This is a genomic window from Okeania sp. SIO2C9 (genome assembly GCF_010672455.1).
Taxonomy (GTDB): Bacteria; Cyanobacteriota; Cyanobacteriia; order Cyanobacteriales; family Microcoleaceae; genus Okeania.
Genome location: NZ_JAAHGO010000001.1, coordinates 32382 through 58533, shown reverse-complemented (window position 1 = coordinate 58533; position 26152 = coordinate 32382). Strand labels below are relative to the sequence as shown.

At 37.5% G+C, this 26152-nt stretch carries 22 protein-coding genes and 1 pseudogene; 13 read left to right on the top strand and 10 right to left on the bottom strand.

Going from position 1 to position 26152, the window contains the following annotated elements; genetic code table 11:
* Positions 1-19 precede the first annotated feature (19 nt).
* The 4 genes from F6K23_RS00240 (at position 20) to F6K23_RS00225 (ending at position 4424) form a co-directional block, all read left to right on the top strand.
* Positions 20-820: an FkbM family methyltransferase gene (locus tag F6K23_RS00240; RefSeq protein ID WP_293149387.1), complete on the top strand. Its 801-nt coding sequence runs from the start codon at positions 20-22 to the stop codon at positions 818-820.
* 10 nt (positions 821-830) lie between these two features.
* Positions 831-2699 (top strand): hypothetical protein, encoded by a 1869-nt coding sequence (locus F6K23_RS00235; protein ID WP_293149385.1) that lies wholly within the window; start codon positions 831-833, stop codon positions 2697-2699.
* Between the two features lie 135 nt (positions 2700-2834).
* Complete coding sequence (locus F6K23_RS00230) at positions 2835-3653, top strand: sulfotransferase domain-containing protein (RefSeq protein WP_293149383.1); 819 nt, start codon at positions 2835-2837, stop codon at positions 3651-3653.
* Between the two features lie 78 nt (positions 3654-3731).
* On the top strand, positions 3732-4424 hold the full coding sequence (locus tag F6K23_RS00225; protein ID WP_293149381.1) for a hypothetical protein: 693 nt from the start codon (positions 3732-3734) through the stop codon (positions 4422-4424).
* A 115-nt stretch (positions 4425-4539) separates the two neighbouring features.
* On the opposite strand, the gene F6K23_RS00220 is transcribed toward F6K23_RS00225, so the two are convergent.
* From F6K23_RS00220 to F6K23_RS00205, 4 genes are all read right to left on the bottom strand, one after another.
* On the bottom strand, positions 4540-6099 hold the full coding sequence (locus F6K23_RS00220; RefSeq protein WP_293149784.1) for a tetratricopeptide repeat protein: 1560 nt from the start codon (positions 6097-6099) through the stop codon (positions 4540-4542).
* A 219-nt stretch (positions 6100-6318) separates the two neighbouring features.
* A complete protein-coding gene (locus F6K23_RS00215; protein ID WP_293149379.1) occupies positions 6319-6888 on the bottom strand; it encodes a transposase in 570 nt (189 codons plus the stop codon).
* Between the two features lie 330 nt (positions 6889-7218).
* Positions 7219-7557 (bottom strand): PIN domain-containing protein, encoded by a 339-nt coding sequence (locus F6K23_RS00210; RefSeq protein WP_293149377.1) that lies wholly within the window; start codon positions 7555-7557, stop codon positions 7219-7221.
* Positions 7557-7802 carry a hypothetical protein gene (locus F6K23_RS00205; RefSeq protein WP_293149375.1) on the bottom strand — a complete coding sequence of 82 codons (246 nt, stop codon included), beginning with the start codon at positions 7800-7802 and terminating at the stop codon, positions 7557-7559. Before F6K23_RS00205 ends, F6K23_RS00210 begins: the two co-directional genes overlap by 1 nt.
* Before the next feature lie 438 nt (positions 7803-8240).
* Here F6K23_RS00205 and F6K23_RS00200 point away from each other — a divergent pair, with 438 nt between their 5' ends.
* Positions 8241-8756, top strand: a complete 516-nt coding sequence (locus F6K23_RS00200) for a Uma2 family endonuclease (RefSeq protein WP_293149373.1) — start codon at positions 8241-8243, stop codon at positions 8754-8756.
* Between the two features lie 235 nt (positions 8757-8991).
* Positions 8992-9876 (top strand): annotated as a pseudogene (locus F6K23_RS00195) (Rpn family recombination-promoting nuclease/putative transposase).
* Positions 9877-10005: 129 nt separating this feature from the next.
* Here F6K23_RS00195 and F6K23_RS00190 read toward each other — a convergent pair.
* The 3 genes from F6K23_RS00190 to F6K23_RS00180 all read right to left on the bottom strand — a co-directional run bounded on the left by F6K23_RS00190 (position 10006) and on the right by F6K23_RS00180 (position 13023).
* Positions 10006-10782, bottom strand: a complete 777-nt coding sequence (locus F6K23_RS00190; RefSeq protein WP_293149371.1) for an NAD-dependent epimerase/dehydratase family protein — start codon at positions 10780-10782, stop codon at positions 10006-10008.
* 589 nt (positions 10783-11371) lie between these two features.
* A complete protein-coding gene (gene tgt / locus F6K23_RS00185) occupies positions 11372-12472 on the bottom strand; it encodes a tRNA guanosine(34) transglycosylase Tgt (RefSeq protein ID WP_293149369.1) in 1101 nt (366 codons plus the stop codon).
* A 101-nt stretch (positions 12473-12573) separates the two neighbouring features.
* Positions 12574-13023 carry a hypothetical protein gene (locus F6K23_RS00180; protein WP_293149367.1) on the bottom strand — a complete coding sequence of 150 codons (450 nt, stop codon included), beginning with the start codon at positions 13021-13023 and terminating at the stop codon, positions 12574-12576.
* 462 nt (positions 13024-13485) lie between these two features.
* On the opposite strand from F6K23_RS00180, the gene cobS reads away from it, so the two are divergent.
* Entirely contained in the window at positions 13486-14253 is a 768-nt protein-coding gene (cobS, locus tag F6K23_RS00175; RefSeq protein ID WP_375340719.1) for an adenosylcobinamide-GDP ribazoletransferase, read from the top strand.
* A 165-nt stretch (positions 14254-14418) separates the two neighbouring features.
* On the top strand, positions 14419-14532 hold the full coding sequence (locus F6K23_RS00170) for an adenosylcobinamide-GDP ribazoletransferase (RefSeq protein WP_375340718.1): 114 nt from the start codon (positions 14419-14421) through the stop codon (positions 14530-14532).
* 550 nt (positions 14533-15082) lie between these two features.
* On the opposite strand, the gene F6K23_RS00165 is transcribed toward F6K23_RS00170, so the two are convergent.
* Positions 15083-16303: an RNA-guided endonuclease TnpB family protein gene (locus F6K23_RS00165; RefSeq protein WP_293149365.1), complete on the bottom strand. Its 1221-nt coding sequence runs from the start codon at positions 16301-16303 to the stop codon at positions 15083-15085.
* Between the two features lie 187 nt (positions 16304-16490).
* On the opposite strand from F6K23_RS00165, the gene F6K23_RS00160 reads away from it, so the two are divergent.
* Positions 16491-16904, top strand: coding sequence for a hypothetical protein (locus F6K23_RS00160; RefSeq protein WP_124143516.1), 414 nt, complete (start codon positions 16491-16493; stop codon positions 16902-16904).
* Positions 16905-17006: 102 nt separating this feature from the next.
* Here the strand turns inward: F6K23_RS00160 and F6K23_RS00155 are convergent, their stop codons facing one another.
* Complete coding sequence (locus F6K23_RS00155) at positions 17007-17165, bottom strand: zinc ribbon domain-containing protein (RefSeq protein ID WP_293149780.1); 159 nt, start codon at positions 17163-17165, stop codon at positions 17007-17009.
* A 21-nt stretch (positions 17166-17186) separates the two neighbouring features.
* Positions 17187-18542: a hydrogenase gene (locus tag F6K23_RS00150; RefSeq protein ID WP_293149362.1), complete on the bottom strand. Its 1356-nt coding sequence runs from the start codon at positions 18540-18542 to the stop codon at positions 17187-17189.
* Between the two features lie 799 nt (positions 18543-19341).
* On the opposite strand from F6K23_RS00150, the gene F6K23_RS00145 reads away from it, so the two are divergent.
* The 4 genes from F6K23_RS00145 to F6K23_RS00130 all read left to right on the top strand — a co-directional run bounded on the left by F6K23_RS00145 (position 19342) and on the right by F6K23_RS00130 (position 26092).
* A complete protein-coding gene (locus tag F6K23_RS00145; RefSeq protein WP_293149360.1) occupies positions 19342-19614 on the top strand; it encodes a transposase in 273 nt (90 codons plus the stop codon).
* Between the two features lie 425 nt (positions 19615-20039).
* Positions 20040-22784 carry a bifunctional acetate--CoA ligase family protein/GNAT family N-acetyltransferase gene (locus tag F6K23_RS00140; RefSeq protein ID WP_293149358.1) on the top strand — a complete coding sequence of 915 codons (2745 nt, stop codon included), beginning with the start codon at positions 20040-20042 and terminating at the stop codon, positions 22782-22784.
* 1051 nt (positions 22785-23835) lie between these two features.
* Positions 23836-24519 carry a PEP-CTERM sorting domain-containing protein gene (locus tag F6K23_RS00135; RefSeq protein WP_293149356.1) on the top strand — a complete coding sequence of 228 codons (684 nt, stop codon included), beginning with the start codon at positions 23836-23838 and terminating at the stop codon, positions 24517-24519.
* Between the two features lie 889 nt (positions 24520-25408).
* Positions 25409-26092 carry a PEP-CTERM sorting domain-containing protein gene (locus F6K23_RS00130; protein WP_293149356.1) on the top strand — a complete coding sequence of 228 codons (684 nt, stop codon included), beginning with the start codon at positions 25409-25411 and terminating at the stop codon, positions 26090-26092.
* Positions 26093-26152 lie beyond the last annotated feature (60 nt).

The following is a 26152-nucleotide window of genomic DNA, read 5'->3' as shown; positions in this document are numbered from 1 at the left end:
AGATTGGAAAAATTTATTCATGTCATCAATCAAATTAAGTCAACTTCTCGCCTTTACGGAAGATAAAACTCTCAATTTTTCAGGTGCAGAAAGTACAATTGTAGGGAAAACAGTTTTGCAGTCAGGACTTGCATCCTATGAATCATTGACCCTCGCAACTTGTATAACTCTCCTGAAGCAGTCACCTAATAAAGTATTTTTTGATATTGGAGCCAATATTGGAATCTATTCGTTAGTGTGTGCAAAGGCAGTACCTAATATTATTGTTCACGCTTTTGAACCAGTCCCAAATTTGGCAAATATATTTAGCAATTTGATCGAGTTAAATAAAATAGACAATATCTTTTTGCACCAGGTTGCACTAGGTGACAAATGTGGTATAGCGCAAATGTATATTTCGGCTCGAAGCGATGCTTCTAACTCACTGCGCAAGGGATTTCGACCTGCAAAAGAAGTAGTTGAGGTAGAACTTGATACCCTTAGTAACATCTGCCAGACAAACTCTATACCTAGCGTAATCAAAATAGATACCGAGTCAACGGAGCCAGATGTAATTGCTGGTGGCATCAATTTAATAAAATCTGCTCGTCCTTTTATGATTTGTGAGGTGCTTGCAGGTAGGACTGAAAATGCCTTAATGGAAGTACTGAGTCCATTGAATTATACTTATTACCACCTAGATAAACGTGAGCTTGGTAGTGCAAAGGAGGTAATTAAGGGCGATAGGAGTCATGAATGTAGAGATTGGCTGTTCTGTCCCCACGAAATGCCTGCGACTTTTTTTACATCTGTAGCGGAGTTCCATCAAGAAGGTTTTTAGACTTGAGGCTATGTCATACCCTTATGTTTTTTTCCAAACAGTTTCCGATGCTGCGAAAGAAGATATTGTTGAATTTATTCCTCAATTAGCCAGAGTACTTCCACCTGGCTATGCTACCAGTATTGTTCATTCATTTGATCGTGGAATATTGGTCTATTGGAAAAAAGATAAAAACAATGATGGCGGTTTCTCTAACATTAATCCAGGGCTTCTGAAAAATTCAGGTGGATATATCTTCTGTTGTGGCTATGCTGGCAAAGGTGTATTAGAACCATCGGCGCAAGAAAGCAATATTTTTTCGCTATTGGATCTCAAAAATGGCTCCTTAATTATTAAGTCTAGCCCAGGTGGTATAGGGTCTTATGTTTACATTCCATCAAACTGTAGCCAAGTATTTTCTTGGAGCACTCAGCCTCCAAGTGTTGGACTTTTTGTAGGTAAAAACAGAGATGGTTACAGTGTCATTGGCAACAGACCTTTGCTAGTATATTGTGCTTCAGCTTTAACTTTGGGTATTAGACACAACCGGAATTATTTTCATAAGTATTTGTGCGCTGGCTTTGCGGTTGATGGGGATACACCATTCTTAAATACCATAGCGTGCCCACCAAATAAATCTGTAGTTCAAGAAAATGGTAAATACAAATTTGTTGCCTATCCCCTATCACAACTAGAACCAATTCCTCAAGATATGCCACTGGCAGAAAAGTCTAAGCTTCTAGCAGAAGAATTGCTTTCAGCTTGCTACCCAATCAGAGAATCACTGAATTCCTATATATTTTTATCGGGAGGTAAAGACAGTCGTAGCATCTGTGCTGCATTGAGTGGTCTGGGCTGCAAAAAGCTTTCAGCATTTACCTATGACCGCTTAGATGGAGGAGAATCTGCTGTTGCTTCTAAAGTGGCTGAATGTATTGAAGTGGAATACGAAATCAGGAAAACTCGTGTCATAAGTGATGCTTTTCGGGCATTAGCTTATAGTCTTCAAACAACAGATGGTTTGGGTATGGCCTTCTCTCATCAATACAATTTTAAGAATGATCTTGCCCATTGTCAAAATAGCCCAGTTTTCCATGGAAATGGCCATTTATTGAGAGGTGGTTCAGCACGGAGCATGAACGGCCAGAAATCATTTCTTAATGAGCAATTCTGGAACATCTTTATTTCCAGCTTTACATCTAATGAATGCAATATTGAAACAATAAAAGCATTAGGACGCTGGAGAGGGTCCAGGTCAGGAGACTTTAGGGATGGTAGAGATATCCTATTTTATGCACATCAAGACTTTCGTGTAGGACAATTTGCGGTTCCTGCAACACTAGATTTGACATCAAAAGCGTTTATGATTTACCCTCTTATTGATGAAAAAGTAGCCCGCTTTGCTGAACGGTTATCCGTTTTTGATCGCGTCTCTGAAAGAGTATTGTTTGGCGCAATCAGACTATTAAATGATAACCTTTCTCGCATACCTTTATATGGTGAAATATGGAGGTTTGACAGAAGTCCGAAAAAAACTGATTTTCCTGATAGCTCCCATAATTTTCAGGATGGGTACGCCCTAAGACAACCTAGCGAGAAAACAAAACAATACTTTTTTGATCCTGAAAAGCAAAACCGTAGTTTCAAATATGATTTCGATTATGATTCTTCCTATAATTCAAGAATCCAAATTTCAGAGATCATTTTAAGCTCAAGCTTTGTAGATGTACTTCCCGATGTTGTCAATCAGGAAATCCTTAAAGAGATTAGTTATCGGGCTGAGGGGAAAATTAATAGTGATTTTTTTGCAAACGGTGACTTCAAGCACCAATTTATGATTGATTCTTTTATAGTTCGGTTGGCTATTGCCTGCTCTATGTATGATATGTATTGGCATTAATCTTTCTATTAGCCTTACTTAATATAAATACTTATTCTTTCTTTCTAGTTTTATAAGACAGATGTTACCGGATTTGATATAATCATCCAATACCAGGTTTGAAGGTGTCTAAAATTTTGAGTTTAGGTAATTTATATGGGTACAGATTCTAAAATATTTGAGCAGGAAAAACTTTTTGGCTTTTTTGTATACTCATTGCCAAAAAGTGCTTCTGTTTTTCTATATAAGCTTTTCAAAGATTTATCTATAGAGAAGAATATATTATATTTCTCTATTCATAATCAACCTGAAGTTAATAATAATTTATACAAGCATAATCAACTGAATTCTGATATTAAGGAAAGTTTTTGTTTGTGTCCACAACGAAATTTCTTGATTCATAAAGATGATGAATTTGCACATATTTCTGAGCTTCGGCATATTCTTCAAGTCAGAGATCCCAGAGATATACTGGTTTCTCAATATTTTTCAGAGGGTTGGACTCATAACACTAAATCCTGGGACCAAAAACGTCGCGAAGAGCGAAAGAATATACAAAACATGAGTATTGATGACTATTGCATAAGCAGGGCAACTGATAAAGGTCTAATTATCGGCAGGGCAAAAGTAGATCCATCAATGCCATTTTCTTTACTAGAAAGATATAAACCTGCTGTGCAAATTAAAATGTTGCCTATGCCAAATTTTACTTTTGTAAAGTATGAAGATATGGTGACCAACTTTAGAAGTTGGCTTTCTCAAGTGATGTCTCCCTTGCAATTCTCAGCTCCTGAAAGTCTTATAGAAAAATATTATCAGAAATATAAGGATGAGTTTGTTTTAGAGCAAGAGCAGATGTCTCATAAAAGAAAGATTACTCCTGGTGACCATAAGGAAAAATTAAAACCTCAAACGATAGAAAAGCTGAACAATATTTTTAGCGATGTACTAGACAACTTCGACTACTTAAGGTGATTCTAATTACAGGTTAGAACTACCAATGTTTTTTTTAATCTAATTTAATCTATCAGTTTTTTTATTGGAGTAATTAAAATGAAATGTCCTATTTGCGGAAGTAATAAGTTTGGAGATTTTAGAGGTAGAACTAATGCACGTTGCCGTGGTTGCGGTAGTTTTGAACGCTCTCGTCTGCTTTGGTTAGTTATTGAAACTCTTAAGGTAAGTGAGATTACTTTGCCATTCTTTCACTTCGCGCCAGAGATTGGAATTGCCAAAAAGCTTGCTGGAAAGCTTGGAGATTATTATCGACCTTTTGATTTTGAGCCAGATATATACAAAAAAGGGGGAGTAAATGTAGAAAGGTTCGATCTATGCACTGATATTCAAAAGGTAAGCAAGGAGTCTGTTGGTGTTCTGTGTCACGTTCATGTTCTTGAACACGTTCGCTGTAATGCGGCGTTTGTTTTACAGGAACTTAATCAACTTTTGGCTCCAGGTGGCTACCATATTTTTAGCGTACCATTTTTTTCAGAGCGGTTTCGGGAAAATCTCTCAGAGGAGTTATCTGCCACCGACCGTTTAGAGCAATTTGGTCACGAAGATCATATGAGATCGTTTGGTACTGAGGACTTTGAGTTAATGTTTGGCCCTGCATTTAAAGGGCTTGAACAAGTTTTGCTGCGTGATTTGATTGACTCCTCTAGGTTTTCGGAAGCGAATATCCCTTCACGAGCTATTACCAAAAATAGTAGTCATGGGGTTATGGTTTGGAGGAAACGTAGTTGATAGTTAAAAGGAAAAGTAAAAGTTGGTATAAATATTTATCTATAAATTTCAAACATTGAAAACTCAATAATTATTATCCTTAATTTTCCTATAATAATTCTCTAGCTCTTATTGATCAACTTTTACGATAAATGTAAAAATCAGAAAAACTTCCTTTACGTTCACCCAATTCTGTTGCAGGATATATATTATTTACAACTTTCCAAAGTTTCCATCCCTGAATTAGTTGTTCTATATCTCGTGTGAATTTTCTTGGTCTAATATGAAATTTAAACTTTTCCCTATCTTCAAAATTCCATGAATAAACAACTACAAATTTTTTAGCTGCTCCAAATAAATGATTTAAGTAAGCATAATAAATATCATCTTCTATTAAGTGAAATAGAACATCTATCGAAATAGATAAATCACCAGAAAAAATTGTTCCTCTATCAAAAAAATATGCAGAATCATATAAAAAAAAGCTTTTCGTCGGATCGTGCTTAAATTTTTCTTTACACTTATTAATAGCTGTTTTAGAAACATCTAAGCCAATATATTTAGGATACTTAGCGAAATCAAGCTGACGGCTGTCACCACATCCAAATTCTATTACAGATTCAATATTCTCTTTCTCCACTAAATCATTGATAACATTAGCTTTAAATTCTGCTAATTTATCATTGTGGGTCCCTATGCCTGAATTTCCTCCTTGATCGTATCTATTTTCCCAATATTGTACTGAGCTACTAGACTCTATCTTAAAAATTAATTCCCTTATTTTGTCTTCACACTTAGAAAAGTTTACGTTTTTTTCAAAGGATGCTTGACAAAGAAATAAGGCATCAGATAATTTATTTTTTTTTGAACAAATAACTCCTAATTTATAGTAATCCCAAGATGATAAGACTGAACTTTCTAAACTTTTCAACTGACTAAAATAAATTTTAACTAACGATTCAAATATTATTGTTGGATTGTTAGTTCTTTTATTATGCCAGCGACGAAAACCTATATTAATAGAAAAAGCTTTTGGTGGAGTTTTAAAAGCAATGCAAAATTTTGACAAGCTCTGGCTAGCAATATCTATGTACTTATACAAACCCAAATCATCTGAATTACTGAAACCTTGGTAATAACCAGATATTTTTTGATTGTTTCGATCAAAAAATTCAAATTGAACCAAGGCTTTTTTGGATAAAGGAGCATTTTCACTAGCTATTTTTCCTTCTATGATATACATAGAGTTCTCATCTACTGGAAAGCTAACCCATTGAGGCTTATCTGTCAAATATCCGTAATCTTGTCCTTGAAACAAATAAAAATTATTTACTTGATTGATATTATTTTCTATTTCTGGATAACATTTGCTTAGTTTATCACACAAATCTATGTGAGAATTGATAGATTTTTGAAAGTATACAGATGCTATGTCAAGCTTTCCTTTTTCAGCCAATACCTCTCCTAACTGATAGTAAAACCAAGCCGAATTAGGATTAACTTTAATCGCCCGTTGATACTCAACAATAGCCTCATCTAAATTTCCCTGCTTAACAAAACCATCCCCCAAATTATTATATGCCCAAGCAAAATTAGGATTAATTTCAATAACCTGATGATAAAGAGCGATCGCCTCATCCAACCTCCCCTCTCTCTTCAACTGATTGGCCTGTTTCAACAACTGACCAGCACTCATAGCTTTATTACCCATAAAAACCAAAATCTCAATCTAAATATATAATATTATCAGATTCAAAATCTACAAAAATTATTTCCCAACTTTATCATTAATTTACTACAATTTGAAAAGGCTATATAGTAAATCTCCCAACCGTAACTCCCGCTAATGCTGAGAAACCCGGTTTGGACTAATGCTGAGAAACCCGGTTTCTTCAAGAAACCGGGTTTCTTATGACTACTCCTCAAAAGTTAAATGCTGAATTGACTTCTCGCTAATTGTCGCATCTTCGACAAAAGAACGATATTGCTCTGTGCTGTCGAAAAGCGATCGCATCTCATCCAACTTCAGCAAGTTCCCCTGACGCAACTTGATATATTCTTGGTAACTAGAAAATTCCCAATCTTCTGCATTCTCCACTAAGTTAGCGCGAACTGGGTTGAGATGAATGTATCGAGTTAGAATTAATAAATATTCGTCGCTATCAACTCGAATCCCATTAAAACGCCCTTGAAACAGCGAACCATCTCTTTGATAACGCTTATTAATAGCTTTAGTATAAGCTAGGGAAAACCCCTGCATCAACTTAGAAAAATCTTCCGTTTGCAAAAAAACCAACAAATGATAGTGGTTTGGCATCAAACAGTAAGCAATAACATCCACACCCTGAGAAACTAAGCGAGCTTGTAACTGACGCAAAAAATAAAGATAGTTTTCCCGTTCTAAAAATATAAGCTGACGGTTATTACCCCGATTGTAAACATGGTAATAATTACCAGCTTCAAGAATAACTTTACGGCGTGGCATAGCGATCGCTCTAGTTTAACAGCGAGATTATAACAAAAAAGCAATTTTTCTGTCAAGACATCCTCCCCCGCCAGAGAAACCCGGTTTCTCAAAGAAACCGGGTTTCTTATTGTACGCCTCATCCCACCTCCCCGCTCTCTTCAACTGATTAGCCTGCTTCAACAATTGGCCTGCATTCATACCCTCATTACCCATAAAAACCCAACCATAAATCTACTCAAAAATATTATCCTACCCCAAAAATTCCCGTTTCATCTAAGTCAAAGAAACTTTCTTATTTCAGGAATAGAAAATAGGGCATAGTCTTTAACTTCCATTATTTTTAATTTACTAAAATTTGAAAATGCTATATGATAGAAAGTTAATAGAAAAAATTCGCTCTGAAGCATTTTTAACTATGAATAAATCAACTGCTACTATTTGATAACGCCTCTCAAAAGACTCAATTAATTTCAATATTTGTTCCTCATTAAAACCTACCTTTCGCTTCAGAATCGAACAAACTTCATGAATCACTTGGGTACTAATAACAATCCCTTCCACATCAGTAATACTATTAGCAATCATTCGCTTTCTAGCATCTTCTTTTGGGTCTTTATCTTGCCCACTTAGAAAACAATAAAGCCAGATATTAGAATCAACAAAAACCTGTTTAATTGTATTATTCATCAAGAGCGATCGTGCAGTTCTTCCCTATTTAACTTCAGCCAATTTCTAACCCTAATAGGATTAGCCTTTAACTCATCAATAAAATCTCCCTGACGTGGAATACTTTTGAGGGACTTATCTTCCTCCCCGTCACTTTCATCATTGGGAATCAGAGTTACCAGCACCTGGGTTCCCTCTACTAACTCTGATGGTTCCAACAATTCGATTTTCCCTTGTTTAACTTTACCCCAAAACGTCTTTAACATCTTTAATTTTAATAATGTCCAAGTTTAGTTATTTTTACTAATGGATAATTAATAATTTGAGATAGTTTTCATTATCAATTGTAACACCACAAGAGATAATTAGTAGCTTTTAGTAAGGAATAGCAAGAGAGCAACATATTACCCGCTCTAACCTCCCCTCTCTCTTCAACTTATTAGCCTGCTTCAACAATTGTCCAGCACTCATATTCTCATTACCCATAACAACCCAACCACAAATCCACTCAATAATATTATCTTATTTCTGAAAGAAAAAGACCATCTAATTATCATCAACTTATTCCATCACAAATCAACAGGAATAATCAAATCTATAGCTTCATTTCTATGTTTTCGATAAATCCGAAAATCACTATCCAGCGTTAAAATAAAACTACAGGTTAACAGCTACGAGTTACTGATAACTAACTGATAACTGAAGTGACATTGGTACATTTTGATAGCGCTTCATTAACACTTCAATTTATGCCATTTCATTTGTTAAAAAAAAAGGAATTGTTATCTGCTTTGTCCGTAGATTATTTAAAATCTCAATTAACTCAGCAAGCTCATATTAGGATGCAGTTACCAGTTACATTATCAAATTCTGAACCAGAACCGGATATTGCAGTAGTTCATATCGATCCCAAAGCTTATGGCGTTCGCGGAGCGTGGCGTCAGCCGTATCGCCACCCTAGTCCACAGGAAATATTCTTTTTAATCGAAATTTCTGACACTACTTTGAGAATAGATCGACAAGAAAAAACACTTATTTATGCTGGAGCAAATATTCCCGAATATTGGGTTTTAGATGTAGTCCAACGCCAAGCTTATATATATCGTCATCCTACACCAGTAGGTTATCAATCTGAAACTATTTTGTCCGATAGTGAAGTAATTAATCCCTTGAATTTTCCATCAGTTTCCTTATCCTTTATAGAAATGTTTTTGCCTTGATATCCTGCTATTAATTCTAGTCTTAAATACTATTTACAGCAGTTTTCTAGTTGATGAGGTACAAAGTTTTATTGCTCTAGGCAACAGGCAACAGGCAACAGGCAACAGGGAATATAGGAATAAATAGTCTTATAGCTGTACCTCACTATCCTCAAAAGTGCTGCAAATAGTTATAAAAGAGCTAAATTATACTATATATTGTACCATAAACAATACCAGTTCCTGAAATATAACCATGAAATTTATCAGCCCCAAAACCGACTTTGCCTTTAAAAAAATCTTTGGTTCTATTCACAGTCAAAATATTCTCATTAGCTTTCTCAATGCCATAGTTTATAACAATCAAAATATCATTCAATCTCTGAAAATAATTAACCCCTATAACCCTGGAGTTACTAACACTATGAAAGGGAGTTCTTTTGATGTAAAAGCACTTTTAGATAATGGTTCTACCGTGATTATTGAAATGCAAATATTGAACGTAGAAGATTTTGAAAAACGCGTAATTTATAATTTAGCTAAAGCTTATGGAAATCAATTAGATGCAGGGCAAGGTTATATGATGTTGCAACCTTTTATAGCTTTAACGATCGCCGACTTTGTTTTATTTGAAAAGATAGATAAAATGATTACCAAATTCAGGTTTAAAGAAGAGACAGAATTGTTTAATTACCAAGATGAATTAACATTAATGTTTGTTGAATTACCTAAATTTTACAAATAATTATCAGCCTTAGAAACCTTAAGCGATAAATGGATATATTTTATTAAATCGGCTCCAAGTTTAGAAGTAATACCAGAATCATTAGAATCAGTATCAGAAATAGAAGCAGCATTAAATATAGCTAATCGAGCCAATTTAAACAATGCAGAATTAGAATAATTAGAGCAACAGGAAAAATTGATTAGAGATAAGAAAGGACAAATTAGTTTAGCCAGAAAAGAAGGAATTGGAATATTAGTTAAACGTCAAATTCGTCGCAAGTTTGGCGAAATAGCTCCAGAAGTTCAGACTCAGATAGAGCAATTATCTTTGGAAAAATTAGATATTTTAGGTGATGAAATTTTTGATTTAGCAACAATAGCAGACTTGGAAAACTGGCTAGATAATAATGGATAATTGATCATGAAAAAGTTTTAAATCTCTAGTTTTCTATCTAACTCTCTAAAAAGGGGAACGGGCAAGATACCCATTCCACAAAACTACAAAACTATTAAAATCATCCCGCATTTTTGCAACGCCTAATAATCAAACAAACTTACTCCCTTTAGGCCAACCATACAATTGTAATCTGTAGAAAAAGTTGGGGAATAAAGCAAACAAATACTTAAAAATCTTAAATCCCAAAGGCTCATCGTAAGTTCCTACCCATTCCTGACTATTCTCAATCCAATTAACAATTTTCTCAGCTACCTTATCCCCAGACGGAGCAGAATTAACTCGATTAGCTCGAATCTTATAAGCTTTATCATTCAGACGATTCACTGGTGCCCAAGCAAACTTACCAGAAATAGCACCAGGGCGATACAACCGCAGGCGAATCATATTTTTACTGGAATGATAAACAATTGGCCCGACACCAGACCAGTAATAATGCAAGGCAATTTTGCCAGAATGATAAACAGGTCCGAAACAAGAAGGACTTCCATCAGCAATTGACCCAATAGCAATCACATCCAAAGGTCTACTCCGAGGTAATTTGGCTGCCTCAGCACCTACAACCGCAGGCCAAGTATAATTCACCCGATTCATCGACTCTACCAACTCAACTATGGGAATTCCACCCTCTCCTACTTCCGTTTCAATTTGACCAGCATTCAAAATCACCACATCCGGGTCATACTCAAATAGTTTTCTGGCATCCTCAATAGTTTTCTGGGGAGAAACAAACAACTCATCAAAAAAATCTCCCTCTAAACTAGGTTGACGAGTCACACCAACAACCCGCCATCCCCGTGACTTATAAGCTTTACCCATAGCACTACCCAAAGTGCCTGAAATTCCAGTAATTACAACAGTTTTCATTTAATTTTATGATTAATGTGAGGACTTGCGCTCTCCGGTAACGGAATGTCGGGATGTTTCGTAGCATTCCGTAGGAAAACTAAAACCAGTAGATTATACAAAAAATATGTTAAAATATCAATATTTAGGGTTTGCTGAAAAAGTCTTTTAGTAGGGGTAGGAGACAGGAGGAACGGGGAATGAGCGAAGAGGTAGGAGCGGGCGTTTTGTAAGAATGATTTTTCTGCCACCATCATCCCAAAATACTAGCTTTTTGAGCTTTTTCCGCTGAAAAGCTGGCACTTTTTTAGACAAAAAAAATGCTAAAACCTTTATCTGTCAATACTTTTAGATTTAATCAGCAAGCCCTATTTAGACATCTTTTATTTTTGATGGTTTGGGTACGTTACGCGATCGCGCTTCAACATCCTATTTTTCTCTATTATTGAGAACTACTAAGGGTTTCCAGGTTTTTTTATTCTGAAAAAGTGCAAGATTTGTAGATCTTTTCGTCTCAAAATGCTAGTACCTTTCCCCTTCCCTGAGTATCAGACTTTTTCAGCAAACCCTAATAATAATTAATTATTAATTATTAATTATTAATTGTTTTTCAAAGCCAACCAGCAAACTCCGTAACAAAGCGATCGCCCAAAATAGCATCTCGAATTCGCTGAGTAAAGCGAATTAATTCTGTGACATTATGAAGAGACAATAGAGTATAACCTAAAGACTCCTTAGCTCTTACCAAATGAGCTAGATAAGCTCGACTAAAATTTTGACAACAATAACAAGGGCAAGATTCATCAAGAGGGGTATAGTCTTCTCGAAACTTAGCATTTTTCAAGTTCCACCTCTCCCCTCTAACCAAAGCTACTCCATGTCGTCCTAAACGAGTCGGAATTACACAATCAAATAAATCTATGCCAGAAGCGATCGCTCTTACCATTTCTCGATAAGTGCCAACCCCCATCAAATAACGAGGCTTATCTTCTGGCAATAAAGGAGCTGTTACTTTAACTATATCATCTATTAGCTCGCCCGGTTCTCCCACGCTCACTCCACCAATAGCATAACCCGGTAAATCCAAATCTACCAACTGCCTTGCTGCTACAGAACGTAGATCGGGATAAACACCACCTTGAACAATACCAAACAGAGCCTGATCCTGACGCTGATGAGCCTCAACACAACGCTTCAACCATCGATAAGTACGATTTGTTGCCAACTCTACTTCTTCCCTACTCGCTGGGTAAGGCGGGCATTCATCAAAAGCCATAATCACATCAGCTCCCAATTCATTCTGAATTTGGATCGAACGCTCTGGAGTTATATCAATAATACTACCATCACGAGGCGAGCGAAATTTAACACCTGTTTCACTAATAGTTCGGATTTCTCCTAAACTAAATACTTGGAAGCCCCCAGAGTCAGTTAATATTGGCCCTCCCCATGCCATGAATTTATGCAGCCCACCAGCACCAGCTATAATACTTTCTCCTGGTTGTAAGTGGAGATGATAAGTATTTGCCAAGACCATCTGAGCACCCGCCTTCTCTAACTGAGCAGGTGTGAGAGTTTTAACAGTTGCTAAAGTCCCCACAGGCATAAATCTAGGTGTATCTACACTACCATGAGGAGTCAAAAAAACACCTGCACGAGCTTTTGTGTTGCTACAACAAGCCTGACAATGAAAGGAAAAGTTTTGGGACATGATAGTTAGGTATTGGCAATTAAATAATTCTAACTGTTTTCTCTAAACTGAGAACAAACAATTTATATGGTTTGCCTCATTCCCTATTTTTTCCTTTCTGCTTAAAAGGGGCAATCATCATCATCAAACTGCATATCCCAATTAGATGACAAAACTTGATCCATTACTGCGTCAAAAGCTGCAGCATTTATATTTCTAGTAGTTTCTTCTTTAAGAGGGTTTGACAGAGGAATTAGTCTTAACTGACGTCCTTCAGTAATTAAATCAAAGTATGTTTCTTTCTTTGATGATTGTCCAAGTTCTAGGTAATCAAAACTAAGCACATTTAGGTATATTGAATGATTAGCAACTAAAGTTGACCGTTGACAATCCGCAAATACTTCTAGTATGTATCCTTCACCCCGGCTTTGAATATGGCCATCTTGAGTATGGATATAGCGGACTCTACCTAAATCTATCAACAGTCTTTGCATATCACGTTTATTGACAACTATGCCAATGTCAATTATGCAAGGAGCAGATACTCTCTGGTCAAAATTATTGGAACTCATATAGCAAAAGCCTCTGAATTTGATAGAAATTTATCAGAACAGTTTTTTTTTATTCTGAGTTATTTAGATAGTGCTATTCTTGTTCCAATTCTGGCATAATTTCTTGGAGTATGAGCCAATAATATAGTAATTTGGTTCAGAATATGCACAAAATCTCATGTAAAAGGGAACGATTTATATAACAACAGCTCATCTGGAATAAGAGTTTCAGACTTTTAATCTATAGTTTGATTTTTTTATACATTTTATACTATGTATATTTAACTATGTATGTATCCTGGAAATCTTTGAGGTCTATACAGAACTATTTTCCCAATATTAAATTTTTACCATACAAAACTAATTTTGTCTACTCCATTGTTGTTAATTTGATTTGAAACAAATGGAGCAAATATTATTTTTTTTGATACTATAGTTAACAACAAGAAGCCAAGCTCAGAAAATTTTGGGTGGTAAAAAATATTGCTCTATGTAATTAGGAAAACTCTGACAAAACTCAGTGCTGGAATTGCATTTTACACTTGTTTACCAATTCCCCATACTTGGAACTTGGATTTTAACGGTATTGCTCGTTTCGCTCCTTTGATAGGATTGATAGTAGGGGGTATCCTTGGGCTAATCGATCTTGGATTACAAATTTTAGGAATGCCTATACTCACAAGGTCTGCTGTAGCGATTATATCTGGAATTACTTTAACTGGTGGTTTACACTTGGATGGGGTGATGGATACTGCTGATGGGTTGGCAGTGCCAGACCAGAAACGAAGATTGGAAGTAATGAGTGATAGTGCTACAGGAGCTTTTGGTGCAATGGCAGCGATCGCTCTACTGTTGCTAAAAATTACTGCTTTAACAGATTTAGATAGCGACCGCTTTTTAATACTAATGGGAGTAGCAGGTTGGGGAAGATGGGGTCAGTTAGTAGCGATCGCTCGTTACCCCTATCTCAAACCTACTGGAAAAGGAGCATTTCACAAGGAGGCAAAATATTCTATTTGGGATTTTCTCCAAAGTCTACTTTTATTGTTGAGTATCAGTGGAATCCAAATTTTATTAAACCCTGAAAGTTGGTTAGTAGCTTCTGGGATGGCAATAGGAGGAATAGCGATCGCTCTGTTGACAGGTGCTTGGTTTAACCGTTGTTTGGGCGGTCATACTGGCGATACTTATGGTGCTGTGGTTGAATGGACTGAAGCATTATTATTGTGTGTTTTAGTTACGTTGGAATAGCGGTTATTTCAGTTATCAGTTATCAGTTATCAGTTATCAGTTTTGCCGACTGAAAACGCCATATGTAGGGACGAATGGCATTCGCCCTAGGGTCTGTCATCAATTAGAGGTTAAAAGCTTTGTCAGTCAAGATTTTGATTGCTTTGGGAAGGGGCGAACACTCTGTTGACAGGTGCTTGGTTTAACTATTGTTTGGGCGGTCATACTGGTGATACTTATGGTGCTGTGGTTGAATGGACTGAAGCATTATTATTGTGTGTTTTGGTTACTTTGGAATAGCGGTTATTTCAGTTATCAGTTATCAGTTATCAGTTATCAGTTTTGCCGACTGAAAACGCCATATGTAGGGGCGAATGGCATTCGCCCTAGGGTCTGTCATCAATTAGAGGTTAAAAGCTTTGTCAGTCAAGATTTTGATTGCTAGTGCATCAGTTTATCACAAGAAGAAAATGATCGCTAGTGCTTTTCTCAAAAAGATCAACGTGAAGAGTCTAGCAGTTGCTTTTTCATCTCATATAACATATAAGAGTTCTGATATTTGATACTTGTGCGGAATTTACAGCGCTTTTCCAATTGATGAACCACATCTTCACAAGCAAAACTTTGTAGGGGCGATTTCCTACGGAATGCTCCGCAAACGCGAATCGCCCCTACTGTGGTCTACCCAAATGAAAACCGCTGTAAGCTATAGTCTGGAAGAGCCAAGGAAATAAAGGGTAAGCATTTCGACGGATTGAATAAAAACTATCTTGTTGATAGGTTGACATCCTCCCCGGCTGTTAGGCACGGGGATTCCTACCGAGCCGTAACTCCTCGGCGGGTTGACGTCTCACAGGCTGCTGCTACCGTAGGCGGTAGTCTTACACTTGCCTCCACGTCCGTTTCTTGCTCCGCGTTCCCTTGCGCCTTTCGGCGGCGCGGGTTCGGTGCGCTTTTTTGTCTCGGACTGCCCGCCCGCGACTAATATATTTATTGCTGCATTCTCGTCTCTATCATGTTTTGCACCGCAGTTGAGACACTCCCATTCTCGCACCTGAAGGTCTAACTTTCCACCTTTGAATCCACAGCTAGAGCAAGTTTGAGATGTGGGTTCCCAACGACTAATTACTCTGAACTCACGACCATATTTTTCTGCTTTTCCTTCTATAAATGTTCTGAATGTTCTCCAACCTAAATCAGATATTGCTCTAGACAATTTACGGTTCTTAACTATACCAGAAACGTTCAAATCCTCTAAAACAACTGTTTGGTTTTCACGAATTATTTCAGTGGATAATTTATGCAGAAAATCTGTCCTTGTATCTTTCAATTTGCTATGGAATTTAGCTACTCTAGCCCGTGCTTTTTCATACCTTTTAGATCCTTTAGTTTTATGAGATAATGACTTACTTAACTTTCGGTACTTCTTAATTCGTTTTTTGAGTGGTTTGGGTGCATCAATCTTTGTACCATCGCTCAATGTAGCAAAGGTTTTAATACCTAAATCTATGCCTACTGAATTATCAGTTTGATGTAAGACTTCTGGTTGTATTTCTACTACAAAACTCAAGAAATATCTATTAGCGGAATCTTTGATTACTGTTACTGATGATGGAGTAGCAGGTAACTCTCTTGACCACACTATTTTCAGCTTTCCAATCTTGGCTAAATAAACTTTATGTTGACCAATTTTAAATCCTCCCTTTGTAAACCTAGCAGTTTGCTTTGACTTTCTACTTTTAAATTTAGGAGGTTTAATAGGTCTACCTTTTCTTTGACCTTTAGTCGATCTAAAAAAGTTTTGATAAGCCTGGTTTAAATCATTCAATGATTGCTGCAATGGTATAGCAGAAACCTCTGATAACCACTCTCTATTTTCAGTTTTTTTAGCAGATGTGATAAACTGTTTTTGTAGTTCAGAATTAGTTGGTTTATTTTCTTCTAGTGTATACTTTTCTTGGCAGGAAGCTAGACTATCATTCCAAACCACACGGACACAACCAAATAGCTTGGCTAATTGGTGTTTTTGCCCCGTTGTTGGATAAATACGATACCTAAATCTAGCTTTCATAATTCCTATCTGAACTAGCACTATGATAACATATTTATTAAAAAAAAACAACCAAAAAGTCGCCCTAGAAGGGCGAGGCTTTAAACCCAATTTTTTGGTAAATATGGATTTATGGAAAAATCGTGGATATCTTGGATCCATGGTGACAAAAAGTCTATGTTAAAGGACAATTCAAAGGTAAAGAACTATGAGTGATTTTCAGTCTTTAGATGCGGCTATTCCATTTTTTGGTCCTTTATGGACTGCGTGCTGGAAAGGAACATTTTCATGGTATCAATATGCAAGCAATCAACTTTTTACCTTTTTTCTTCCAGAAGGAGTAAAAGAGGGTAAGAAGGGAATTTATATGTACCATTTCGACAAGATGGCTGATGGTACTGAGTCAGTGAACAAATGTAATGTTGGTACAATAAGTGAAATCTCTTACCAAGATTCATCGCTGTCCTTTAGTGTTGGCAAAGGAGAGAATTACTATTGGCTTAATGTGTCGGTGAATTTAACGACGTATGAGACAAGTATTGAATTCCTGAATGAAAGTTCTAGTTCTCGTGAACCAATACAGGATGTTGAGATGTGTTACTTTTCTGGCAAGAAAGTTTAAGTACTGTCTTTAACCCTCATAAAGCTAATCAACTTCCTGTACAAGTACAATATTGGCATCAGAGATAGCGATAACGCCATCTCTGATATCGAAGGCTACAGCCTACAAAGCTCTCAAAATCATGCTGAGAGCGCCTGGCAAATATCGCGGTGTTTTATGACCGCAAGCCGGGCAAAAGTGAATTTTGGAGCCACCAAGTTTCTTGTGGATGTAAACACATTTGGGAGAAGTTTTGCTAGTATAAGCCTCATGACAACTGATAACTGAAATAACTCCTGAGTGCTAATTTTTAGGCTCTATCCAAACTTTTATGCCTTCCACTCTGAGAGCTTGGTTGCGAGTACCACAATATGCACCATTAGAATAAACTGGTAAATCTCCCATATTCTGAACGTGAGCTGTATAGAATACATCATAATTGCCAGCTTGAATACCTGTAAGACGAACCGCAAATCCTTCTATTCTTCTAGCTTTGCCGCGTTCTCCAGCTAATTTTCCTGCTTCTAACCAAGGAGTATCGCCTATGTCAGAAACATGAGCCATGTATTCAAGATTTAACCCAGGAATAGAGGGTTCTATATTTATTTGAAAAGCTTCTACACGAAAACCTTGACCGCGAGTACCTGCATATTCTTGACCAGCAAAAATGCGATCGCCTATATTTTGTATATGAACTAAAACTTTTAACCCTACAGATACTGCTGATTTTTGATTAGTAGTTTCTCCCAACATCGTATTTGGTCTTTCAACAGTGGAAGAATTTTGAGATACTTCCACACCAGGAACAATAATGATTTCGTCTACAGGTTTTGTATTTATAGGTGTTGGGTCTTCTAAAATCATCACATCTGGATCGTCAATAGCTGTTTGATTAGGTTCTGCACCACCAGAAGGTACTACTATTAAAGGTGGTAAACTTGGAACAGTTGATTTTTGCGTATTAGTTGCTTGAGTGGCAATATTTTGAGTTCGGTTTAGTTCTTCAAGTGCCGGAAGTTTAATTCTAGATGTTGTGGTTAAAGAATCATTAGGAATTGTCAGTTTTCCTCTAGATATAGCTAACATTAGTTTTTTGCCAAAGCTGGCATTAACTTTTTCCTCTAATTCCAACCACTGCTCATCATCTAAATTTTTACCCTGTTTGACAAGTGTTAATACTGCTGAAAGTGGATGTGTATTTGCAATTAAAGCTTGAGCATCATCTGGTAATTTGTCAGATTTTGTATGAGAAATTAATTGATGTAGTTCTTTAGCTTTTGCCTTAACTGGTTGCAAAGGAGTAAATTCTGGTTGTTCTTGATGAGCGATCGCCAAGATTTGATTAAGAATATCTAAAACTGGTTGACTGCTTGATGATTCTGTGGTTGAAGCTAGTGCTTTAATTAAGTTTTCTAAGTCTGTAAAGGAAAATATTGCCCCTGCAGAAACTTGAGATGTTTTTGCCAATTCTAGTCCCTGCTCTTTAACAGTAGCAAAATCTCTACCATAGGCCATCAATTCTTCTAGTAAACTTTCTGAAGGGGGAGTACCTGCGTTTTGTAGTTCTTTAGCTGCCAGGGAGAGGCGAATACCCAATTTAGGAAAATTGTCTGATAGAGATGCTAGTTTTTCCCACAAGTTATGATCGGCTATTTCCATATTGTTGTTAGAGTAAATTTATATAATCACAGTTTTATATATTACTTTAGTGGGTTAAAACCTACTATCAATCAACACAATTTAATAGAGGAAATAATCGCCTCAGAGCAAAAGCACAAGTTCGAGAATGGACTAAGTTAGTAAACCTTCCCGTTTGGCCTTTTTCCTGCTTCTCAGACTTGCTATTCAACTTGGCCTTGTGTTCTTCAAACTTGGCTTAAACTTCTCAGCCAACTTGAGAGACTAATCTTTTCTCGGTTACAGTTGTTTGACTCCAATTGTAAAGTTCCGTCTTTGCAATACTAGAGTCCGAACTACTAAAACTTTCAACTATTTATAGTAGCTGTTTTATTGGCTTTTAAACCTTTTATTCGAGATAAATTTCATTCATTTGTGCTATTACTCCCGGCTCGAATCGGAGAAAAGCAGTTTCCTTTTCCCAGTTCTTGAGTGCCTAAGTTGCCACAGCCAGCGCTTTGACTTGGTCGTTTTTGTCGGGGAAGCGTTCCGACTAGGGAAAAGGGCGTTGCTGAATTAGGGTATGATATTAATCTTAATTACTTAGGAGTCAGGAGTCAGGAGTCAGGAGTCAGGAGGGAAGAAAGAAGAAGAAACCCCAAGTATAAGGAGAAAGTTTTTTTGTGGGGTAAGCGGAACGGAGTTCTATCGCACTCTGATCCAGACAGATATCATACCTCAAATCACCAACGCCGGGAAAAGAAGATCAAGAATTTGTCAGCATTCCCTCTCTTGGTCAGCGTTCCGCAAGCGAGCTTGCGTTGTCGCGGGGTCTGACTGCTTGCGCCTGACGGCGACGCGGGGTCTGACGGTCAAAAAACCTGATTTAGCACTCAAATTAGTTCAAAAAATATTGTCCAGAAAATATCCCCCTGGTGTAGTTTTAGTGGATGGAGGTTATGGCAATAATTCCTCTTTTTTAGAGGAACTACAGAAATTAGAGCTGAACTATATAATAGGTGGTTTAGCAAAAAACCGAAAAGTCAATATTATCAACCCAAAAACAGGAAAAAAACAGTTACAAAAAAGGTTAGATGAAATTATATTATCTTGAGCAGAAAAAGATTTTCAAGAAATTACTTTGTTTGATATTACTGAATTTTATGAAATTCGTATTACAGTATCGTATTGACCAAAAATATCAAACTCTGAAAGAAGGAATTTATTTTTTCTGGGGAAAAACTTGAAGAATGTATGTCATTATACAATAATTTCATAAGAGTTTATCTGCCCAGATAAACAGGATAATCTCACATTATTTTAATCCTAGATTAATTTGACTAAGCAAAATTAATTTGATAAAATATTGTCGATGTTTAAAAGTAAAAAAAAAGATATTTTTGTCCATTGACAAAGAAGATATATTTTAAGATTCCCTTAACCTTTCACAAATGAAATATCTAGACAAGTACAGCGACCTGAAAGTAGTGTTAAGTTAAATATCGTTTCAAGTTAAAGTTGAAAAAAAGGGGAAAAATAATGTTACAAATACCTCAAAAAACAACAGACTCAAGCTATGATATTCTGAGGGCAGAGCGACAACCCCTAACCTCAATATTTGCCCCAGAAAATGTGGCAGTAATTGGTGCTACAGACCGAGTCGGCAGTGTCGGACGCACAATTCTCTGGAATCTACTCAGCAACCCTTTTGGAGGCACAATTTTTCCAGTTAATCCCAAACGTCATAGTGTGTTAGGAATTCCAGCTTACCCAAATATTAAAGCCATACCAGCACCAGTAGACTTAGCAATTATTGCTATACCCGCACCAATGGTCCCTGATGCTGTGCGTGAATGTGTAGAAGTAGGTATAAAAGGCGCGATCATAGTCTCCGCTGGATTCAAAGAGATTGGACCAGAAGGCATAGAATTAGAACGACAAATCATGGCAACAGCTAGGGGCAAAATGCGAATTATCGGCCCTAACTGTCTAGGTTTAATGAATCCTCATAGCGGACTCAATGCCACCTTTGCTAGCACAATGGCAAACCCTGGAAACGTTGGTTTCATTAGTCAGAGTGGGGCATTCTGTACAGCAGTCCTCGACTGGAGTTTCCCCGAAAACGTTGGTTTCAGTGCTTTTGTCTCCATCGGTTCCATGCTAGATGTAGATTGGGGCGACCTCATTTATTATCTCGGTGATGACCCCCACACCAAGAGTATTGTTATTTATATGGAATCCATTGGCAATGCGCGGTCGTTCCTATCTGCTGCTAGGGAAGTAGCATTAACCAAACCAATAATAGTAATCAAAGCAGGTCAAACCGAAGCCGCTGCCAAAGCTGCTGCTTCTCATACAGGTTCTCTCACAGGTAGCGATGAAGTTCTCAATGCTGCTTTCCGTCGCTGTGGAGTATTGCGGGTGAATCGTATTTCTGAACTATTTGATATGGCAGAAGTGATGGCAAAACAGCCAAGGATTCCCAAAGGACCAAAATTGACAATTATTACTAACGCTGGGGGACCGGGAGTTCTAGCTACTGATGCTCTGATTGCAACTGGTGGGGAACTTGCTCCACTAGCAGAAGAAACCATTACTCAAATGAATGAGTTTTTGCCCACTCACTGGAGTCATAGTAACCCCATTGATATTCTTGGTGATGCTGACCCCGAACGTTATCACAAAACCTTAGAAGTAGCAGTCAAAGACCCTAATACTGACGGTTTGCTTGTAATTTTGACTCCTCAAGCTATGACAGACCCCACTCAAACCGCAGAACAGTTGAAACATTATGCTCAGACTGCCAAAAAACCAGTATTAGCAAGTTGGATGGGAGGAGATGAAGTAACCACAGGTGAAACAATACTGAATCGCGCTAGTATTTCCACTTATCGTTATCCAGATGCAGCAGCACGGTTGTTTAACTTTATGTGGAAATATAGTTATAACCTGCAAGGTATATATGAAACACCAGTGCTAGCACAAGAACAAGAAGAAGGTCCTAACTGTTCTGTAGTTGAGCAAATTATCAAAACTGCTCAGGATGGGAACCGAACTATTCTTACTGAGTCTGAGTCGAAACGGGTTTTGGCTGCTTATAGCATTCCTATTGTGCAGACATTGATTGCTAAAACTGAAGCTGAAGCAGTGGAACACGCGGATGTTATTGGTTATCCCGTAGTACTGAAGCTTTTTTCTGAGACCATTACTCACAAAACTGATGTGGGTGGAGTGCAGTTAAATCTCAAAGATGCAGCAGCAGTAAAATGGGCATATCAGAATATTCAAACATCCGTAGCTGAGAAGGTCGGTTCTGAGCATTTCTTAGGGGTGACAGTGCAACCGATGTTAAGCTTAGACATTGGTTATGAATTGATTATTGGTAGCAGTATCGATCCACAATTTGGTCCGGTATTGTTATTTGGTACGGGTGGTCAGTTGGTAGAGGTGTTTAAAGACCGGGCAATAGCATTACCGCCTCTGAATACAACTCTTGCCCGTCGCATGATAGAACAAACAAAAATCTACCAAGCTCTCAAAGGTGTTCGGGGACGTAAAGCTGTGGATCTGGCAGCATTGGAAAAGTTAATGGTGAAATTTAGTCAGTTAGTGGTAGAGCAACCTTGGATCAAGGAAATTGATATTAATCCACTTTTGGCTTCTTCGGAACGTTTAATTGCTTTGGATGCACGGGTAGTTCTCCATGACAAGAGTGTGGGTGTAGAAAAATTGCCATCGCCAGCTATTCGTCCGTATCCGACTCAATATATCAAACCTTGGCAAATGAAAAATGGTGCTGAGGTGACTATTCGTCCTATTCGTCCAGAGGATGAACCGTTAATTGTTCAGTTCCACAAAACATTATCTGAGGAAAGTGTGTATTTTCGTTATTTTAACTTTCTCAAATTGAGTCGTCGCATTGCTCACGAACGGTTAACTAGGATTTGCTTTATTGATTATTATCGGGAAATGGCATTGGTAGTGGATTATAAAAATCCGGAAACAGGAAACCATGAGATTTTAGGAGCAGGTCGCTTGAGTAAGTCACATGGGGTAAATGAAGCAGAATTTTCCATGTTAGTGAGCGACCCCTATCAACGTCAGGGGTTAGGAACGGAATTGTTATTGCGACTGGTACAAATTGGTCGAGATGAGCAGTTAGAGGGAATTGTTGCGACAATTTTAGCTGAGAATATAGCTATGCAACGAGTTTGTGAGAAAGTGGGTTTTCAATTGCAGCGTAGTGCTGATTTAGTAGAGGCGAAATTGACAGTCTCTGATTGAAGTAGCACTTAGCGATCGGCTTCTCAAGGTGTATAATGGGGGATTCAAACCCCCATAAAAGGCGCACCTTCAATTATAGTATCATCTTTGACATACTCCCGACGTTGCCCTTACGGGACAACGCGGGATTCTTCAGTCTGGGAAACCCTGACCGCTGTTTAGACAGAGGTGATGTCCTCCCCCTGTGTTGGACCTTACCCTAACAAAATGTACCTAGCTTGTCAAGGGCATATGAACGTTTAGCTTATGAAGGTATCCGAATCTTGGCCCTGGCTTTCCCATACGACGCTAAAGGTGCGGGAGAGCGCGGGACTTCCCGCCAGGGAAGTTAAAGCTAACAATAGTTAATTGTATTTAAAGATGATTATCTTCATTGCCTACATCATTCTCACCAAAAATAAAGTTATACCAAGTTTAAAAAATGTCGTTACAGTATTAATCTCTAAATTCTGACTAGCAGAGAAAACCACTTTTGTGTAATATGTATTTTTACTTATAATATCCATAATTATTGTTAGCCAAAGCTTTGAATGTTTATTATAAAAACAACTTGTCAACGACCATTACGCTTGTAGCTATAGATATAGAGTAAGCGATGGGGACTGGGAGTATGGTAACGCAGGAGGAGCAACCCGTTTCCAGGCCAAAGATATGGCCAAAAACATTCTAGAAGCAAAAGAAACCCAAGCTAATAATTCCGGTCAAAGCTTCGAGTCTGACCATCTATTCTGTCAAGATGTTTTAGGAAATTAATCACTCCACAGCACATAAACTTCACTTGATTCCTTCTCAGTCAATTATTGAGACTGAGGAGGAATTTTAACTATATATAATATCCATGAATGCCTACCCTCCTTAAATTGTGACCATCATCACTAGAATTACTCATCTACTTCACAAAGAAGAGACATGAACGCTCACTCTCTTAATACTTCCCAACTCACTCCATCACCACCAAAAAATCACCGTAAATTCACTTATCAAGTCACCACCACCATCAAAAAAAAGGGAGATGATTAAAACATAGAGTTAAACACAGGAATTAAAAACCATGAAAAACCAAATCGTTGCTTCCATCGCTGCTATCCCTTTCCTAATTGCTGGTGCTAATGCTGCTAATGCTGCTGTTATCCAATTCGACGATGAAACCATTAGTGGCGGTACAATTTCCTACGATGGTGAGGGTGGTTCCCTTGTCGGTACAGATTTCTTATTAGATATGGTAATGGGAATTGATACTAACGCTAATGATGGTGCAGAATTAGTTTGTGATAGTTGTGTACTTAACTTTGAAACTGGAGCCAATATTTCCGAAGATGGTTTCTATACTTTTGGCAGTGGAGGTTCGGTTAGCATTACTGGAACAGTTAGGGATGATTTAGGTGAAATTATTGCTGATGGTGAACTTGTAAGTGGTTCTTTTACTGGAGATATATCGGTAGGTGCAAATGATTTTTCTGCGGCGTTTTTGGGATTAGGAGTAAATGAAGTCAATAGTGACTTGAGTTCCTTTTTTGGTATAGAAACAACAGACTTTATTTTTGCTCAAACAGTTATAGCAATGGAAGATGTGGAAGTAGAAAACAATGGAGGATTTAGTGGGGTAGTGACAAATGTTGATTTTGATAGCAAGGCTCAGAAAGTACCAGAACCTACTGTGTTATTTGGTTTAGGTGTAGTAGTTGCTGGTTTAACGGTTAGTCGCCGTCAGAAAATTTCCTCTACTCAAGAGTAGAGGGTGAAAATCCTATAGGGAAGTCGGCTTCCCGTTTCGATTTAACCATTTCAGGTTGTGCCCCTGAAAAGATAAGGATTTCAGAGATTTTTTATGAATCATTGCCCCTCGTTGCACTAATATCATGTCCGGTTGAATACTTACTTATTTTCTCCATTAATTCTCAATCAATAATTACTAAAGATAATTTGAGCCAACTCTAATAACACTCTCAGTTAACTATCCAGAGTTTTTCAGATAGGTAAACCATAGTAGTTATTAACAACAAAACAGTTTAGTTAAATTGAGAGAAAAAAAATGCAACGTTTTATTATTAGCAGTTGATCAGCTCTAGTAGTAATCACAGGTTTCTCCTTCCCCGCTGTAGGAAAATAAGGAAAAGTACAACTTGTCAACGACCATTACGCTTGTAGCTATAGATATAGAGTAAGCGATGGGAACTGGGAATATGGTAACGCAGGAGGAGCCACCCGTTTCCAGGCCAAAGATATGGCCAAAAACATTCTAGAAGCAAAAGAAACCCAAGCTAATAATTCCGGTCAAAGCTTCGAGTCTGACCATCTATTCTGTCAAGATGTTTTAGGAAATTAATTACTCCACAGCACATAAACTTCACTTGATTCCTTCTCAGTCAATTATTGAGACTGAGGAGGAATTTTAACTATATATAATATTCCTGAATGCCTACCCTCCTTAAATTGTGACCATCATCACTAGAATTACTCATCTACTTCACAAAGAAGAGACATGAACGCTCACTCTCTTAATACTTCCCAACTCACTCCATCACCACCAAAAAATCACCGTAAATTCACTTATCAAGTCACCACCACCATCAAAAAAAAGGGAGATGATTAAAACATAGAGTTAAACACAGGAATTAAAAACCATGAAAAACCAAATCGTTGCTTCCATCGCTGCTATCCCTTTCCTAATTGCTGGTGCTAATGCTGCTAATGCTGCTGTTATCCAATTCGACGATGAAACCATTAGTGGCGGTACAATTTCCTACGATGGTGAGGGTGGTTCCCTTGTCGGTACAGATTTCTTATTAGATATGGTAATGGGAATTGATACTAACGCTAATGATGGTGCAGAATTAGTTTGTGATAGTTGTGTACTTAACTTTGAAACTGGAGCCAATATTTCCGAAGATGGTTTCTATACTTTTGGCAGTGGAGGTTCGGTTAGCATTACTGGAACAGTTAGGGATGATTTAGGTGAAATTATTGCTGATGGTGAACTTGTAAGTGGTTCTTTTACTGGAGATATATCGGTAGGTGCAAATGATTTTTCTGCGGCGTTTTTGGGATTAGGAGTAAATGAAGTCAATAGTGACTTGAGTTCCTTTTTTGGTATAGAAACAACAGACTTTATTTTTGCTCAAACAGTTATAGCAATGGAAGATGTGGAAGTAGAAAACAATGGAGGATTTAGTGGGGTAGTGACAAATGTTGATTTTGATAGCAAGGCTCAGAAAGTACCAGAACCTACTGTGTTATTTGGTTTAGGTGTAGTAGTTGCTGGTTTAACGGTTAGTCGCCGTCAGAAAATTTCCTCTACTCAAGAGTAGAGGGTGAAAATCCTATAGGGAAGTCGGCTTCCCGTTTCGATTTAACCATTTCAGGTTGTG

Coding starts and splice junctions, on each gene's coding strand:
- F6K23_RS00160 (WP_124143516.1), top strand. CDS start 16,491: ATGAGTGATTTTCAGTCTTTAGATGCGGCTATTCCATTTTTTGGTCCT.
- F6K23_RS00165 (WP_293149365.1), bottom strand. CDS start 16,303: ATGAAAGCTAGATTTAGGTATCGTATTTATCCAACAACGGGGCAAAAA.
- F6K23_RS00215 (WP_293149379.1), bottom strand. CDS start 6,888: ATGCCACGCCGTAAAGTTATTCTTGAAGCTGGTAATTATTACCATGTT.
- F6K23_RS00240 (WP_293149387.1), top strand. CDS start 20: ATGTCATCAATCAAATTAAGTCAACTTCTCGCCTTTACGGAAGATAAA.
- tgt (WP_293149369.1), bottom strand. CDS start 12,472: ATGTCCCAAAACTTTTCCTTTCATTGTCAGGCTTGTTGTAGCAACACA.
- F6K23_RS00130 (WP_293149356.1), top strand. CDS start 25,409: ATGAAAAACCAAATCGTTGCTTCCATCGCTGCTATCCCTTTCCTAATT.
- F6K23_RS00190 (WP_293149371.1), bottom strand. CDS start 10,782: ATGAAAACTGTTGTAATTACTGGAATTTCAGGCACTTTGGGTAGTGCT.
- F6K23_RS00140 (WP_293149358.1), top strand. CDS start 20,040: ATGTTACAAATACCTCAAAAAACAACAGACTCAAGCTATGATATTCTG.
- F6K23_RS00235 (WP_293149385.1), top strand. CDS start 831: ATGTCATACCCTTATGTTTTTTTCCAAACAGTTTCCGATGCTGCGAAA.
- F6K23_RS00135 (WP_293149356.1), top strand. CDS start 23,836: ATGAAAAACCAAATCGTTGCTTCCATCGCTGCTATCCCTTTCCTAATT.
- F6K23_RS00205 (WP_293149375.1), bottom strand. CDS start 7,802: ATGTTAAAGACGTTTTGGGGTAAAGTTAAACAAGGGAAAATCGAATTG.
- F6K23_RS00210 (WP_293149377.1), bottom strand. CDS start 7,557: ATGAATAATACAATTAAACAGGTTTTTGTTGATTCTAATATCTGGCTT.
- F6K23_RS00230 (WP_293149383.1), top strand. CDS start 2,835: ATGGGTACAGATTCTAAAATATTTGAGCAGGAAAAACTTTTTGGCTTT.
- F6K23_RS00220 (WP_293149784.1), bottom strand. CDS start 6,099: ATGAGTGCTGGTCAGTTGTTGAAACAGGCCAATCAGTTGAAGAGAGAG.
- F6K23_RS00180 (WP_293149367.1), bottom strand. CDS start 13,023: ATGAGTTCCAATAATTTTGACCAGAGAGTATCTGCTCCTTGCATAATT.
- F6K23_RS00225 (WP_293149381.1), top strand. CDS start 3,732: ATGAAATGTCCTATTTGCGGAAGTAATAAGTTTGGAGATTTTAGAGGT.
- F6K23_RS00150 (WP_293149362.1), bottom strand. CDS start 18,542: ATGGAAATAGCCGATCATAACTTGTGGGAAAAACTAGCATCTCTATCA.